Source organism: Parafrankia sp. EAN1pec (genome assembly GCF_000018005.1).
GTDB lineage: Bacteria > Actinomycetota > Actinomycetes > Frankiales > Frankiaceae > Parafrankia > Parafrankia soli.
In genome coordinates this window covers 8913639-8927228 of the sequence record NC_009921.1, presented here as the reverse complement: position 1 = coordinate 8927228, position 13590 = coordinate 8913639, and the positions used below count along the sequence as shown (strand labels likewise).

At 72.3% G+C, this 13590-nt stretch carries 10 protein-coding genes; 2 read left to right on the top strand and 8 right to left on the bottom strand.

Annotation, left to right across the window (positions count from 1 at the left end):
• Positions 1 to 175: 175 nt before the first annotated feature.
• Positions 176 to 1033 carry a glycoside hydrolase family 16 protein gene (locus tag FRANEAN1_RS36485; protein ID WP_347176915.1) on the top strand — a complete coding sequence of 286 codons (858 nt, stop codon included), beginning with the start codon at positions 176 to 178 and terminating at the stop codon, positions 1031 to 1033.
• A gap of 87 nt (positions 1034 to 1120) precedes the next feature.
• Here the strand turns inward: FRANEAN1_RS36485 and FRANEAN1_RS36480 are convergent, their stop codons facing one another.
• The 4 genes from FRANEAN1_RS36480 to egtA all read right to left on the bottom strand — a co-directional run bounded on the left by FRANEAN1_RS36480 (position 1121) and on the right by egtA (position 6267).
• Complete coding sequence (locus FRANEAN1_RS36480) at positions 1121 to 2320, bottom strand: L-histidine N(alpha)-methyltransferase (RefSeq protein ID WP_020464677.1); 1200 nt, start codon at positions 2318 to 2320, stop codon at positions 1121 to 1123.
• Positions 2321 to 2363: 43 nt separating this feature from the next.
• Entirely contained in the window at positions 2364 to 3107 is a 744-nt protein-coding gene (gene egtC, locus FRANEAN1_RS36475; RefSeq protein ID WP_020464676.1) for an ergothioneine biosynthesis protein EgtC, read from the bottom strand.
• Between the two features lie 176 nt (positions 3108 to 3283).
• Positions 3284 to 4717 (bottom strand): ergothioneine biosynthesis protein EgtB, encoded by a 1434-nt coding sequence (locus FRANEAN1_RS36470; protein WP_157473820.1) that lies wholly within the window; start codon positions 4715 to 4717, stop codon positions 3284 to 3286.
• A gap of 68 nt (positions 4718 to 4785) precedes the next feature.
• Positions 4786 to 6267: an ergothioneine biosynthesis glutamate--cysteine ligase EgtA gene (gene egtA, locus FRANEAN1_RS36465; RefSeq protein WP_347176914.1), complete on the bottom strand. Its 1482-nt coding sequence runs from the start codon at positions 6265 to 6267 to the stop codon at positions 4786 to 4788.
• 541 nt (positions 6268 to 6808) lie between these two features.
• Between egtA and FRANEAN1_RS36460 the strand changes: the two genes are divergently transcribed.
• Complete coding sequence (locus FRANEAN1_RS36460; protein ID WP_020464673.1) at positions 6809 to 7600, top strand: nuclease-related domain-containing protein; 792 nt, start codon at positions 6809 to 6811, stop codon at positions 7598 to 7600.
• A gap of 102 nt (positions 7601 to 7702) precedes the next feature.
• Here FRANEAN1_RS36460 and FRANEAN1_RS36455 read toward each other — a convergent pair whose 3' ends face one another.
• The 4 genes from FRANEAN1_RS36455 to FRANEAN1_RS40235 all read right to left on the bottom strand — a co-directional run bounded on the left by FRANEAN1_RS36455 (position 7703) and on the right by FRANEAN1_RS40235 (position 13524).
• On the bottom strand, positions 7703 to 9793 hold the full coding sequence (locus FRANEAN1_RS36455) for a conjugal transfer protein TraC (protein ID WP_020464672.1): 2091 nt from the start codon (positions 9791 to 9793) through the stop codon (positions 7703 to 7705).
• Positions 9790 to 11292 carry an SCO6880 family protein gene (locus FRANEAN1_RS36450; protein ID WP_020464671.1) on the bottom strand — a complete coding sequence of 501 codons (1503 nt, stop codon included), beginning with the start codon at positions 11290 to 11292 and terminating at the stop codon, positions 9790 to 9792. The genes FRANEAN1_RS36455 and FRANEAN1_RS36450 overlap by 4 nt, the downstream gene beginning before the upstream one ends.
• 7 nt (positions 11293 to 11299) lie before the next feature.
• Positions 11300 to 12607 carry a hypothetical protein gene (locus FRANEAN1_RS36445; protein ID WP_083788448.1) on the bottom strand — a complete coding sequence of 436 codons (1308 nt, stop codon included), beginning with the start codon at positions 12605 to 12607 and terminating at the stop codon, positions 11300 to 11302.
• Positions 12608 to 12735: 128 nt separating this feature from the next.
• Positions 12736 to 13524: a hypothetical protein gene (locus FRANEAN1_RS40235; protein WP_020464669.1), complete on the bottom strand. Its 789-nt coding sequence runs from the start codon at positions 13522 to 13524 to the stop codon at positions 12736 to 12738.
• Positions 13525 to 13590 lie beyond the last annotated feature (66 nt).

Sequence of the window (13590 nt, the reverse complement as noted above, 5' to 3'; positions counted from 1 at the left end):
GGAGGGGTCGGCGTCCGGTGGCCAGGAGGGGGCGACGTCCGGTCGTGCCCTGGCGGGTGGCTCGTCAGGCGGCTCGGCGCAGGGCGCGGCAGGCGGCACGGAGCAGGGCACAGCGGGAGGTGGCCAGGCCACGGGCACCACGGGTGAGCGGGAGCCCCAGATCCCGGGATCAGGCGTGGCAGGCGCGGTGCCCGCGGCGCCGGGGGGCGCGGCCACCAGCACGCCCCAGCCCGCCGTCGAGTGGGCGATGACGCCCTCGAAGAGCGCCTCGACCAGCTCCGCACCGGTCTCCGGGGGCGACGACGGCGCGGGCCTGCTGTGGTCGGACGAGTTCGGCGGCGCGGCGGGCGCGGCCCCGGACCCGGACACCTGGATCGCCCAGACCGGCTCCGGCTGGGGCGACCGGGAGATGCAGTGCTACACCCGCGACCCGCGGAACCTGGCGACCGACGGCCGCGGCCACCTCGTGATCACCGCGCGCAGGGAGCCGTCCTGCGACGGCGCGCGCTTCTCCTCCGCGCGAATCGAGACGCTCGGCAGGCGAACCATGCGCTACGGCTACCTGGAGACCCGGGCCGTGCTGCCGACCGGCCGCGGCGCCTTCCCGGCGGTGTGGCTCCTCGGCTCCGACATGCCGGCCGTCGGCTGGCCGGCGAGCGGCGAGCTGGACGTCGTCGAGGCGGTCTCGACGGCGCCCACGACCGTGCACACGAATGTCCACGGCGTGGACACCGCCGGCGTTCACTGGCAGGCCACCTGGGGCAACGGCGGGATGTACGACGCCGGGGCCGACCTCGCGGCGGCCTTCCACACCTACGGCCTGGAGTGGACGCCGTCCGCGCTGCGGTTCTACTTCGACGGCCGGCTCATCCGCACCGTCACCCGTGATCAGGTGCCGGTCTGGCTGTGGGACCGGGAGCACTACGTGATCCTCAACGTCGCGGTGAACTTGGAGGGCGCGAGTGCCACGGCCGCTGACTACCCGCAGCGGATGGCGGTCGACTACCTGCGGGTCTACGTCGCCAAGCCGTGATACTCCGACTGCCCTGGCACCCCAGCCGCCCTGATGCCACCGCGCAGGCTCCGGCCGCCGCGCCCCGGCCCGGTCGGCCCGGTCGGATCAGGAGGGGACGGCCAGGGTCAGGGCGAAGTCGCCGTCTGGGTCCGTCCACTGGTGGCTGACGGAGAGTCCGGCCGCGGCCAGCTCGGCGGCGATCGCGTCGAGGGTGAACTTGGCGCTGATCTCGGTGCGCATCTGCTCGTCGGCGTCGAAGCGGGCGACCAGGTCCAGGGCGCGGACCCCGACCTCCTGCTCGCGGACGCTGCGCAGGCGCATCTCGATCCAGGAGTTCTCCGCGTCCCAGGCGGCGACGTGGGCGAACCCGCGCAGGTCGAAGTCGGCCCCCAGCTCCCGGTTGATCACTGAGAGAACGTTGCGGTTGAAGGCGGCTGTCACGCCGGCGCTGTCGTCGTAGGCCGCGACGAGGCGTCGCGGGTCCTTCACCAGGTCGGCGCCGAGGAGCAGGGCGTCGCCGTCGGTGAACTGGTTGCTCAGGGCGCGCAGGAAGGCGGCGCGCGCCGCGGGCCGCAGGTTGCCGATGGTTCCGCCGAGGAAGGCCACAAGCCGCCGGTCGTCGCGGCCTCCACCGTGGCCGCCATCAACACCGGCAGCGCCGCCATCAGCGCCGGCAGCACCGGCGCCCGCCGCCGCGCCCGTGTCCGCGGCGGGCCGGGCGCCGGGGAGAAGGCCGAGGTGGCGCTCGAAATCCCCGACCACCGCGTGCACCGAGATTCCCGGATACGCCCGCAGGATGTCCTGTCCGGCCTGGAGCAGGGTCTCCTCGTCCACGTCGAAGGGGACGAAGCGGCGTAGCACCCCGGTGGCGCGCAGCGCGTCGAGGAGCAGGCGGGTCTTCTCCGAGGTGCCGGAGCCGAGCTCGATGAGGGTGCCGGCCGGGCAGACGGCGGCGATCTCGGCGGCGTGCGCGGTGAGCACCGCGTGCTCGCGGCGGGTCGGGTAGTACTCGGGCAGGCGGGTGATCCGGTCGAACAGCAGGCTGCCGGTGGCGTCGTAGAACCACTTGGGTGGCAGCTCACGAGGGTGGGAGGTCAGGCCGGCGCGCATGTCCGCGGCGAGCGAGGCGTGCCGTTCGGCGGCGGTGAGGTGGCGGTCCACGGTGATCTGCGGGGTCTGGTCCGTTCGGGCGGGTTTGTCGGGCCCGCCCGACGGGTCGGACCCGTCGGTGGCCGTGGCGGGATGCGGCTGCCTGCCGGGCACGGGAATCGTCTCCGGGGCGGTAGCCGGTGTCCTCGATGTCATCGTGGTGCCCTCCGTCTGCCTCGTACGACTCACCGTAGTCGTTCTAAGAGATCAAACTACTAAGAGTAACTTTGTGTGTGTCGGCCACCAGGAGATATTGGTCCGGTACGTCGACCCAATCGGATTCGTCATCATCTGGCTCACTGGCGACGACGATCCCGTCCACCTCCTCGCGGTAGCTGAGGGTGTCCCGCCAGGTGCTCGCCACGAGCTGCGTGCCGTCGGTCACCAGCAGGTTCAGCCGGGACGGCGTCCCGTCCGGCTCGCGCAGCCCGCCCAGCGTCAGGACGACGTCCGCCACGGCCCGCGGCAGTGGCAACCGGGACGCGCTCTCCCACAGCAGGGCGGCCACGATGGCCGAGTCGCAGCGGGAGTCCGGCACCGGCGCGCCGGGCCGGGCCGCCAGCTCCCGCAGCGCGCCGTCGGCGGGCACCCGCCCGTTGTGGCTCAGCAGCAGCCGGCCTTCGGTGAAGGGGGCGGTCGCGGTCTCCTCGACGGGCATCCCGACGGTGGCGCTGCGCACCGCGGCAAGCACACATCCCGAGGTCACGGCGCCGGCGAACGAGCTGTAGGAGGCGTCCGTCCACATCGGCACCGCGCGCCGGTAGCGGGCGGGTTCGGGGCGCAGGCCGGGCGCGTACCAGCCGACACCGAAGCCGTCGGCGTTGACGGTCCCGTGCCGCATCCGGCGGGGCGCCCACGACTGGCGCAGCAGGCTGGACGGCCGGTCGAGGGTCAGCGCCGCGAGCGTGCGCGGGGCACCGAGCCAGGCCAGGTGACGGCACACGGGCAGGCGTGACCTTTCTGCGCGCGGGCCTTGGCACCGCGCCCCCGGCAGCCCACCGTCCCGCCGCCGTCGCGGCGCCAGGCCACGGGCACAGGTGGGGACGCCGGTACACCGGTACGGGCGGGTTCGGGTTCGGGTTCGGGTGCGGGCGCGGGTGCGGGCTTGGAGCGGCGGGGTCAGGGGGTGTCGGCGTCGCGGGCGAGCCGGAACCCGGCGAAGATCTGCCGTCGGATCGGAAAGTCCCAGTTGCGGAACGTGGAGCGGACGGCGCTGGGATCGGTCGCCCAGGAGCCGCCGCGCAGCACCCGGAACCGGGCCGGGGCCGCATCGCGAGGATAGAAGACCTCGCTGTACTCCCGGTACGGGAACGACGCGAAGCCCGGATAAGGGGTGAACCCGCCGCCGGTCCATTCCCAGACGTCCCCGATCATCTGTTCGGCGCCGTACGGGCTCGCGCCGGCCGGCCTGCCGCCCACCGGTGCGGGCCGCGCAGTGCGGTGCCCCAGGTTCGCAAGCTCGGGAGTCGGGTCGGTGTCGCCCCATGGATACCGTCGTGAACGCCCGGTGACGGGGTCGTGCGCACACGCCTTCTCCCACTCGGCCTCCGTGGGCAGCCGTCGTCCGGCCCAGCGGGCGTGGGCCTCGGCTTCATACCAGCACACGTGCTGCACGGGCTCGTCGAGAGGCACCGGTTCGACCCGCCCGAATCGGCGGCGTGTCCAGACGTCGCCGTCGCGTGACCAGAAAAGCGGCGCCGTCAGGCCCTCCTGGCAGCGCCACGCCCAGCCCTCGGCGGACCAGAGCCGCTCGTCGGCGTAGCCGCCGTCCGCGATGAACGCCAGGTGGGCCCGGTTGGTGACCGGGTAGCGGCCGAGGCGGAAGGCGGGCAGGAACACCCGGTGCGCCGGCCGCTCGTTGTCGTACGCCCACGGCTCGGTCGACGTGCCCATGGTGAACTCGCCGGCCGGCACCAGGACCTCGGCCGCCTCGTCCACCGGCCCGGCCGGGGATGGCGGCGCCGCCCGCGGGTCGGCCAGGACGGGCGGGCCCGCGCGCAGCTGCAGCGTCGCGAGCATCGTCTCGTCGTGCTGGTGCTCGTGCTGGATCACCATGCCGTAGACGAACGACCCCGACAGCAGCCGGGCACGCCGGTGGACGGCCGCGCCGCCGTCCCGCTCACCGTTCCCGTTCGCGGCCCCGTTCCTGCTCGCGGCCCCGTTCTCGTTCCCGTTCCCGGCCTCGGGTCCGGCGGCCTCGCCGGCCGTCTCCGGGGCGTGCAGCAGGTCGGGGTCCAGCCCGGTCAGGACGTCCATCGCCCGCCCGCGGACGTCCCGCAGGTACGCGCGGGCCTCGTCCGGGCCGAGCAGCGGCAGCGCGGTCCGGCTGGCCCGGCTGTGCCGGAAGGCGTCGTAGACGTCGTCCAGGCCGGGGCGCAGCTCGGCCGCGCCGGTCAGGGCGCGCAGCAGCCAGATCTCCTCGTAGTTGCCGATGTGCGCGAGATCCCAGACCAGCGGTGACATTAGTGGCGAGTGCTGGCGCAGGAGGTCGTCCTCGGTGAGGTCGGTGTAGGCGAGCGACCGGTCCCGGGCCGCCGCCAGCCCCGCCGCCAGCGCCTCCGCGTCGAGGGCAGGAGCGGCCGTCGGGCCGGCAGGGTCACGGGTGGTGGTCGGGTCGCCGGTCAAGGCACCGGAACGCACTGGGACGCCTCCTCGCGCAGCAGCTCAGCCGGCCCGCGCGCCTCGAAACGCGCGTTCAGGTCGTCGGCCGGGGAGCGCCCCCGCCGCGTGTAACGGTTGGCGAAGGCCTCCACCGCGGCCCGCAGCCCGGGATCGGCGCCCGTCCGGGCGAGCGTGTCCAGGGCCAGGTCGACGCACCGCACCGCCGCACGGTGCAGTGCCGGGTCCCGCAGGCCGAGCTGGGCCGCCAGCCGCCCCTGCCGGGCGACCGGGAGGCACGCGGCGAGCGCGGCCCGGGCGGCGGCCGGCTCGTCGAGGAGCACCGCCGGCACGGCGACGGCCACCGGCCACAGGTCGGACGGCTGAGCATCCAGGTAACGCAGCTCCAGCCAGCCACGTGGCCGGACGGGCGGGAACAGCGTCGTGGCGTGCCAGCCGAGGTCCTGGGCGGTCGGGGGGCGTGCCACCGGCCCTGCCCCGGCCATCCAGTCCCCGAAGGTCGTCCGGTTCCGGACCGGCTGGTACCGCCCGTCCGGCTCGCCGACCATCATGAGGTCCGCGTCGTGCAGGTAGCGGGCCCAGAGCCAGGCCAGCTGGGCGTCTCCGGTGGGCGGCGCGCCGGGGGCGTCGCCGCGCCCGCCCGGGCCCGCCTGGGCGAGCCACGCCGTCGCCGGCGCCGCCGGGTCGGGCAGGACCGGCCCGGTGCGGCTCGCGTCGATACCGGCCCAGACCGCCTGGCGACCCGACTGCCAGGAGATCTGCCGGCCGTGGGCCAGCGGCGACGCGGCGAACATGGCGATCAGCACCGGCTCGAGCGCGTGCGCGAGCCGGAAACGCTCGACGGCCTGCGCCGTGTCCGTGCCGATGTCCAGGTTGACCTGGACGGAGGCGGTCGAGCACATCATCGTCCGGCCGTCGTCGCAGTCCCGGGCCAGGAAGTGCTGCTCCATGGCCACGTACCGGGAGGCGGTGGTGTGGCGGACGGGCGTCCGCAGCGGGTCGACACCCATGCCGACCAGGCCGAGCCTGCGCCGGGCGAGGGCGCCGCGGACGAGCGCGAGGTCGGCGCGCATCGCGTCCACGGCGGCGGTCAGGTCCAGCGGAGGGCCCGAGAGCTCGAGTTGGCCGCCCGGCTCGAAGGTGAGCCGGCTGCCGCCGGGAAGCCGCAGGGCCGAGTCGGTGCCCGGCGGGCCGCCGTCGCGGGCCTGGCCGTTCTCCCGGCCTCGGTTCTCCCGGCCTCGGTCCGGTTGCCGGCCCTGGTCACCGGGGGCGAGGACGCTCTCCAACGCCGCGGCGGTCTCGTCCGCGGGGACGGGCCGGCGCGGGTTCGCGACGTCGACGACGAACCACTCGGTCTCGATGCCTACCCGGTTCGTCGTGGCCGCGCCCGGAGCCGGTGAGCCCGGGGTGGCGGGGGTCACGTCCCGGACGGCGAGGCGCAGGAGATCGTCGAAGGTGGCGATGGGAGTCGCGGCTCCAACCACGGTTGGAGCCGCAGTAGGAACAGTGGTCTCTGTGTGATCCGCTATGTGATCTGTCTCGCTGATCAACTCGGGTCGAGCGGCCGGTGCCTCCTCGCCGGTCGTGCCCCGTCGTCGGCGTCCAGAAGCCTCAGGTGTCACGCAGGGTGGCATCGAGTGGCTCCTCTCCCGGCGCCTCGATCCTCAGAAGGCGCCTGTCGTGAGGGCGTTCTCCCCACGGCGGCGGCCCGGCTACCCCTCGTGGGGCCGCCGTGGGCTGATGCCCACCCGACACAACCCGTGGTGATGGCTTCCACTTCCCCAAAGGTGGGACGTGGGACCTCCGTGGTTCTTCCGGTTATTCCACGCTTCAGGGCTGTTGTGGTTGTGAATTGGATGGAAGTGTGACTCTGATGGGGGAGATTCCCGGTAGCGCGCGGTGACCAGGGCACGGCAGACTCGCAGTTACCCCCCTGCGGTCCGCCGAAGCGCGGCGGCGATATAGACCTGACGGGAGGTGGTGACCGCGGACACGTCCGATCGCGTGTCGGCCGGTAGGTCGGCCATGGCCGAATACCTGCGCCGAAGACAGTTGTACGCCGCCGAACGCGGCGACAGATCACGACGGGTGATGATCACTGCGGCGGCGGGCGCCATCGGTGCCGCCGTGCTCGTGGGGCTCGTGTGCGGTGCCGCCGGGCTCGCGGGCGGGACGGTCGCGCAGGTCGCGGTGCTCACCGGGCTGGCCGTGCTCGGTGTCCTGGCAGCCCGGCACTACCGCGTGCCGCCGGAGATCGAGGCCTGGCGGGTGGACGCGGAGGCCGAGCGCCGTACCGCCCGCTCGCTGGACCGCCTCACCCGCGCGGGCTACACCGTCCTGCACGACCGCCAGCTCGCCGACTCGGCGGGCAACATCGACCACCTGGTCATCGGGCCGTCAGGTGCCTGGGTGGTGGAGACCGACGCCCACCGCGGGCCGATCCGGCAGAACGCGGCCGGGGTGTGGGCGGGCAAGGTGCCGCTGCGCGCCATGCTCGGCCTGGTCGCCTGGATGGGCGAGGAGGCCACCGGCCAACTCGTCGCCGAGCTCCCCTCCGGATGGCAGCTCGAGGCACAGTCGGTCGTCGCCTTCGCCCGTACCGAGGTGCCGAACGGCCTGGCCCTGGTCGACGGCGTGCTGCTGCTGCCGATGGCCGGAGTCGCCGACTACATCCTCTCGGCCGGGGTGGTGCTGCGCCCGATCGATGTGGCGATGCTGGTCGACGTCGCCGAGCGGGTGTTCCCTCGCTACGAGGTCGCCGGGCCGCCCCCGTCGTGGCCGACCCGCTCGCGGCTGCGCGGCCTGCTGCGCCGGTAACGGCGCCAGGCCTCTGGCACGGCGCGCCAGGCTCACCCGGTCGCGCCGCGACCGGGTCTGCCCGGGCCTTCGGCTGGCGCGTCGAGCCGGGTTCAGCCGGGTTCAGCCGGCGGTGTCGGGCCCGCTCGTGCGGCCGCCGCGGCCGTGGTGCGGCGGCGAGTCGATGATGTGCGGATCGCCCACCTGGATGTGGTGGAAGCCGTCCCCGGCGAGCGGGGGCGCGGACCAGCGCGGCTGCTCGGCGACGAGGTTCTCCTCGACCTCCTCCGCCGGGTCGTGCCCATACCCGTAGCCACTGTCGTGGTAGCCACCGTCGTGGTGACCGCCGTCGTGGTGGCCGCTGCCCGGGCCGGGCCGGTCGCCGGCGGGCGTGCCCGGCGGCGGGTCTCCCAGCGGATGTCCGGTCTCCAGCGCCGGGGCGGCGGCCCGCCGCACGAAGGCCGGTGGCCCCGGGGGGTCGGTCCACGCGCGGGGGGCGAGCTCGGGCGGGTCGAGCTCGCTGGGGTCCAGGTCGTCCGGCACGAGGTTGGTGTCGTCGACCTCGCCGTGCATCTTCGAGCCGTTGAGGACGACCGGGATCTCCAGGTCGCCGACGACGTGCTCGACGTAGAAGGCGCGGTTCTGGATCAGCCACAGCGCGTAGCCCGGGTCCAGGCGGGGGAGCAGATCGGCGGCCACGTCCGTGAGCCCGAGGGCCTCCTGCGTGTCCGCGATCTGGTCGGACGCCTGCTTGTACAGGATGCGGATCGCGGTCTCGGCGAGCAGGCCCTTGGCGATCTCCACCGAGTCGGGGGAGGCTGAGAGCAGGTCGGAGATGCGGTGCGCCACGATCGCGTTGGCACAGCCCCACTGACGCGCCAGCTTCTGCTGGGCCGACAGCCGGCGGACCAGTCCGGCGAAGCGCATCAGCCGCCAGCACTCGTCGTAGACCACGTAGCGCTGCACGCCGTCCTGGCGCATCAGCGCGGCTTCCATCCATGCCTGCGCACAGGTCATGATCAGCGCGATCATCTCGTCGCTGCCCTGGACCCGCTCCAGGTTCAGCACCGCGATCGGCCGGTCGAAGTCCAACGGGGACGTCGTCGGGCCGTCGAAGAGACCACCGAGAGCACCGTGCGTGAGCCGGCGCAGGGTCAGCGTCGCGTCCCTGGACGCGTCGCGCAGCTCGGTGGCCGTCATCGGCAGCGCCGAGCAGTCCTCCTCGCTCGGGTCGGTCATCGCCTCGAGGACGTGCGGGAGCAGAGGGGTGGCCCAGCGGTCCGGTGTCGCGCCGGTGATCTGCCGGGTGACGACGTCCAGCGCGAGATCGACGGCGGTGTGCTCGGCCGGGGTGAGCGGTACCCCCTTCGCGGTCTCGATCAGTGACGAGAGCAGGGACGAACGCGCCCGCTTCACCTCGCGCGCCCAGTCGGCGTCCGCGATGCCGCGCGGGCGCGGAGGGGCGTCCAGCGGGTTGAGCCGGGTGGACATGCCGGGCCCGATGTATGTCGGCTCGCAGCCGAGCCGGCGCGCGAGCCGGGTGTACTCACCCTTCGGGTCACAGGGGACAGCGGCCTGGTACCCGAAGGCCGAACCCCGCGAGATCAGCGTCTTCAGCAGCGCGGACTTGCGGGAGCCGACGGCCCCGAACACCGCGAAGTTCGGGTTCTCGATTACCTGCTGCCGGTAGAGCTCGAAGACATCGAAGTCGAACGAGTTGCCCGACCAGACATGCCGGCCGATGTACATGCCGGGCGCGTCGAGCCCGGAGTCGACGACGAACGGATAGATCCCGGCGATCTGGGCCGTGGTCTCCATATGGGCTGGCAGGCGCAGCTTGTGATACGCCCGTCCGGCGAACGGGCCGAGCAGCTTCGGGGGCTGCGCGCCGCGGCGCAGGGCGGCCTGCGCGCGGCGCATCGCGGCCCGTTCGGCGTTGGCCGCGGCCCGCTCGGCTCGCCGCGACCGGCGGTCGTGCGCCGCCGCGGCCTTCGCGCCCCGGCGGCGGGTGCGCGGGCTGCCGCCGAGGTCAACGAACCCGTCGGCGTCGCGGCCGGGATCATGGCCCGGGTCGATCTGGTCGGCGTCGTCGTCGTCGTAGTCGTAGCCCGCGTCGTAGTCGTCGCTCGCGCCGGCGCCGCTACCAGGGGCGTCGTAGCGGATCGGGTCGCCCCAGGCGGCGTCGCCCCCCACCGCGGGCGGGCGGGAGGTCACGCAACCCCCACGGCGAGCGGCAGCGCGCCGACGCTGAAGCCCTGGTCCTGCTCGCCGACGAGACGGACCATTTCGAGGCGGCTGCGCGAGGCCAGGGTCTCGGCCTCACCGCAGGCGTCCGCGAGCGACTCGAGGTCGTCGGCGGAGACGGTGACGAACCCGTGGAACCGGAAGGCGCCGAAGCCCGCGATCAGCTCCTGCTCACGGCGTTCGACCTCATCGGCCTCGGCCACATCCCGCTGGGTCGTGACCTTGCCGACCTTGTCCCGCATCTGCTGCTCACCGAGGTGCGCCATCCGGCGCCGGTTGACCGCCTTCTCCGCCTTCCGGCCGGGCAGCGGCTCCACGACGAGCGACACCGTGCGCCGGCACGTGGTCTCCATCAGCAGCGGCGCGAGGAAGGCGGCCGGTGAGGGAACCCGGGGCCAGCCGTTGATCCAGTACGTGGTGTGGAAGCCGGAGTCGGTGCGGTAGTGGTCCCAGGCGTTGACCGTCCGGACCGGGCCGGCGATCGCCGGGTCGATGCCGGACGGCAGGCCCTTCAGCCCACCCGCGAGGTCGGTGCTCGCCCCACCCCGGGCATCGATCATCTCGATCGAGTACGGGTCGTAGGTGGTGCGGATGACCGCGGCCAGCGCCCGCGGTGGCAGCCAGCCCACGGTGCTGATCGACGCCCTGGCGAGTGCCGCCTCCATCGTCCGCAGCTCACCGAGCAGGACGGCGCACGCGGCCTGGTCGCCGCCGCCGGCGCGTTGGATCGCCCGGCGGGCGTCCTTCGCCCGGAGCTGGAAGGAAAGGTAGGTCTCGTGCCGCTGCGCCACCGGCCCGGCCGCGTCGATGACCTGCTCGTACGCCTGCGACGCCCACGAATCGTCGTGATGACCGCGCACCCGCCAGTGCCGCTGGAGCTGGTCGCCCGAGTCCGGCAGCGTCCGCTCCAGCCACTGGATGCGGGACAGCTTGCCGCCACCACCGGTGAGACCGGCCAGCAGTTCGCCCCAGGCATCCACCCGGGCCTGCTGGTCCCCGGACTCGAGCAGCGCGAACTGGCTGCCCTTCACCTGGAGGACAGCGGTGTAGGTCTGCTTCTTCACGTCCTTGACGACAGCCACGTACCGGCTGCCACCGACCGGAACCGACAACATGACCAGGCTCGACAGCGGCCCTGGCAGGACCGTCCTGGTGATCCGGTCGTCGCCGGGACCGAGCCGGAAGAACCCTCCACGGAACACCGTCTCGCCCGTCACCTTCTGCATCGTGAAGCCGAACACGATCGGCACCCACTGGTCGAGGTTACGATCCTCCACCCGGACGAACGCGACGAAGGCGAACCCTGCGGCAAGTAGCAGCCACACAGGCACGAGTACCAACGGCGAACGCAGCGCTCCCAGAACACAGAGCATCACGCCGATCAGGAGCGCGAGCTGAGGCCAGCGCATGCCGAGGAGCACACCGCCGCGCTCCAGCGGCCCGAAGCGGTAGCTGCGTTCAGCGGCCATGAGCTGCTCACCCACCCCCGGTACGCGCCGGCGGGGTGACCCGCGGCTGTGGTGACGGCGTCACCGGGGGCCTGCCGGCCGAGGCGCCTGCCGATCCGCTCGGCGCGGACGCGGTACTGCGCCCGCCGCCTGACGTGCCCGGACGGGCCGCGCCGCCGCCACCTGACGTGATCGCCCGCGCTGTCTGGGGCCGTGCGGTGGACGTAGCACGGACCGAAGCGGTCGCCCGCGTGCCGCTGGACGCCGCCTCACGGCCGCCGGCCACAGCCGGGGCCGCGCCCGAGCGGGTGACCCTGGCACGAACGCCGCGGACCGCCGCGGTTCCGGCGGTTCCGCCAGCCGCCCCCGCGGCGGCCCGGGCCGGAACTCCGAGCGGGGAGCCGACGCCACCGCGACCCGGGCGAACACTCGGGCGGGCCGTCGGCACACCGGCGCCCGCGATGGCACCGGCGTCGCCGAGCATTCCCCGGTTCCGGGTCTGCAGACGCGAGCCGATCCCACGGAACGTCTCCCGGGACGAGGAACCGAGCAGAGCACCCGCTCCGTGCCCGAACGATGCGGCGCTGCGGCGCCCGGCCGATCCGACCGCGCGCATGAGCTGGACGTCGGCGAACCCGAGCAGGTGCATCAGCATGAACGGCGAGAACACCGCCGCAATCATCACAACGACACCACTGAGAATGCTCAGCGTCTGGTCAACGGCCGATCCACTGGGATCCTGGGCGATGCCAGCCCCGAGGGCAAATATTGCGTAGATCACCGGCTTCGCAAAAATCAGCGCCACCAGCATCTCGGTGGCCCGCTTCATCCAGGCACTCGTCGTCATCGTCGGCTGGCCCGCCAGGTACAGCGGGATGAACACAGCCACGACGATGATCGCGACCTTGCGGATGTAGAGCACCACGAACAGCGCGAACGAGAAGATCGCCACGAGCAGCGACAGCACCAGGTCGAGGGCGAAATTGCCCTGTTCGGGTAGTTGTCGCAGCTGCCCGACCAGGTCGGCGCCCAGCGCCTTGTTGTCGCCGAACGCATCCGCCATGCCGTCCGAGGCGGCGAGGACCATCTGCAGCAGCGTCAGGGCGATGAACGACCCGATGATCGCCGTGCCGGTCGTGGCGAGGGCCCGGAAGAAGACGTGCGGATCGCCCCGCAGGGCCGCCACGGTGCACGAACAGAGGAAGAGCCCGGTGACGATCAGCACCGACATGCCGAAGACGATGTTGTAGTTGTCGACGACATACTGCGCGTTCAGGTCGACCGCTGTCTTCTGCGCCGCAAAGCTGAAGACAGACGACGACAGGTCGGCCGCCATGTTACAGAAGGCTTTACCAACCGAACTCAAAAACTCGTCAGCCGCACCACCAGCTAGATCCTGGAGAGGCGATAGAGGGGTCCAGGCGAGGACGATAGTATCGTCTGGTCCGGAGGTCGGTGTGCCAGTCATTCTTTAGGACCTCCAGCCATTATGAAATTCCTGTACTCCCCTGCAGAGCGGCTGCGAAGAAGCGGTCCGTCTGGGCCGTCATCTGCGTTAAGTAGCTTCCAGTCATCTTGATCCCAGATAAGCTGGCATCGGTCGGATCCCCAGCGGCTTTGTGCTTGTTTTTCGGGATCCGTCGAGTCGTACACCCCAAATGAAATTGTGGCCCAGACGAGAATTTTTGCCTCAGACCCCGAGCTGGATTCAACCTGATACCCGATTGGTCGAGCATCAAAGTTGACGCTGGGATCCTGAATAGAAGGAACGCCTAGCGCCGCGGCGTTATCGCGGTCGACTTCCAGTATTCCATTTGCAAGCATATCTGCTGACGTGGGAATCGAAATTGAGCGAAAGAATTCGTGAATTCTATCGGTTGTCCGGTTAGCAGGCGTGTTGTATGCGGTGAAGTAGTTTCCGCAGGCGCTTATTGCGCCGGCTTCTGTGTGGGGGTAGCCGACGGGCACGCCGAACTGGTTGACCCGGGTGGGTGCTCCGATCGGGCTGTCGCCGGCCGCGGGCGCCGCGGTCGCCTCGCTGCTCGGCGGCACTACCACGGCAGGCGTCCCGGTCGGGGGCGCCTCGGTGGGCACGTCGGAGACGGGCTCCGGGTCGGCCGAGGCCTTGGGACCGTCGTCCGATGAATTCCGTCCCATGAAGAAGCCGAGCGCTCCGGCCCCGATCGCGCTCACCGTGGCTGTCGCGACGATGACGATGATCAGGCGCCTGATCGCCCACTCTGCCAGGCTCACCAACGCCTACTCCCCTCCCGTGCCGGCAGGGTCATCATCGCAATGTCGGGGCCCAGATACCCCCGG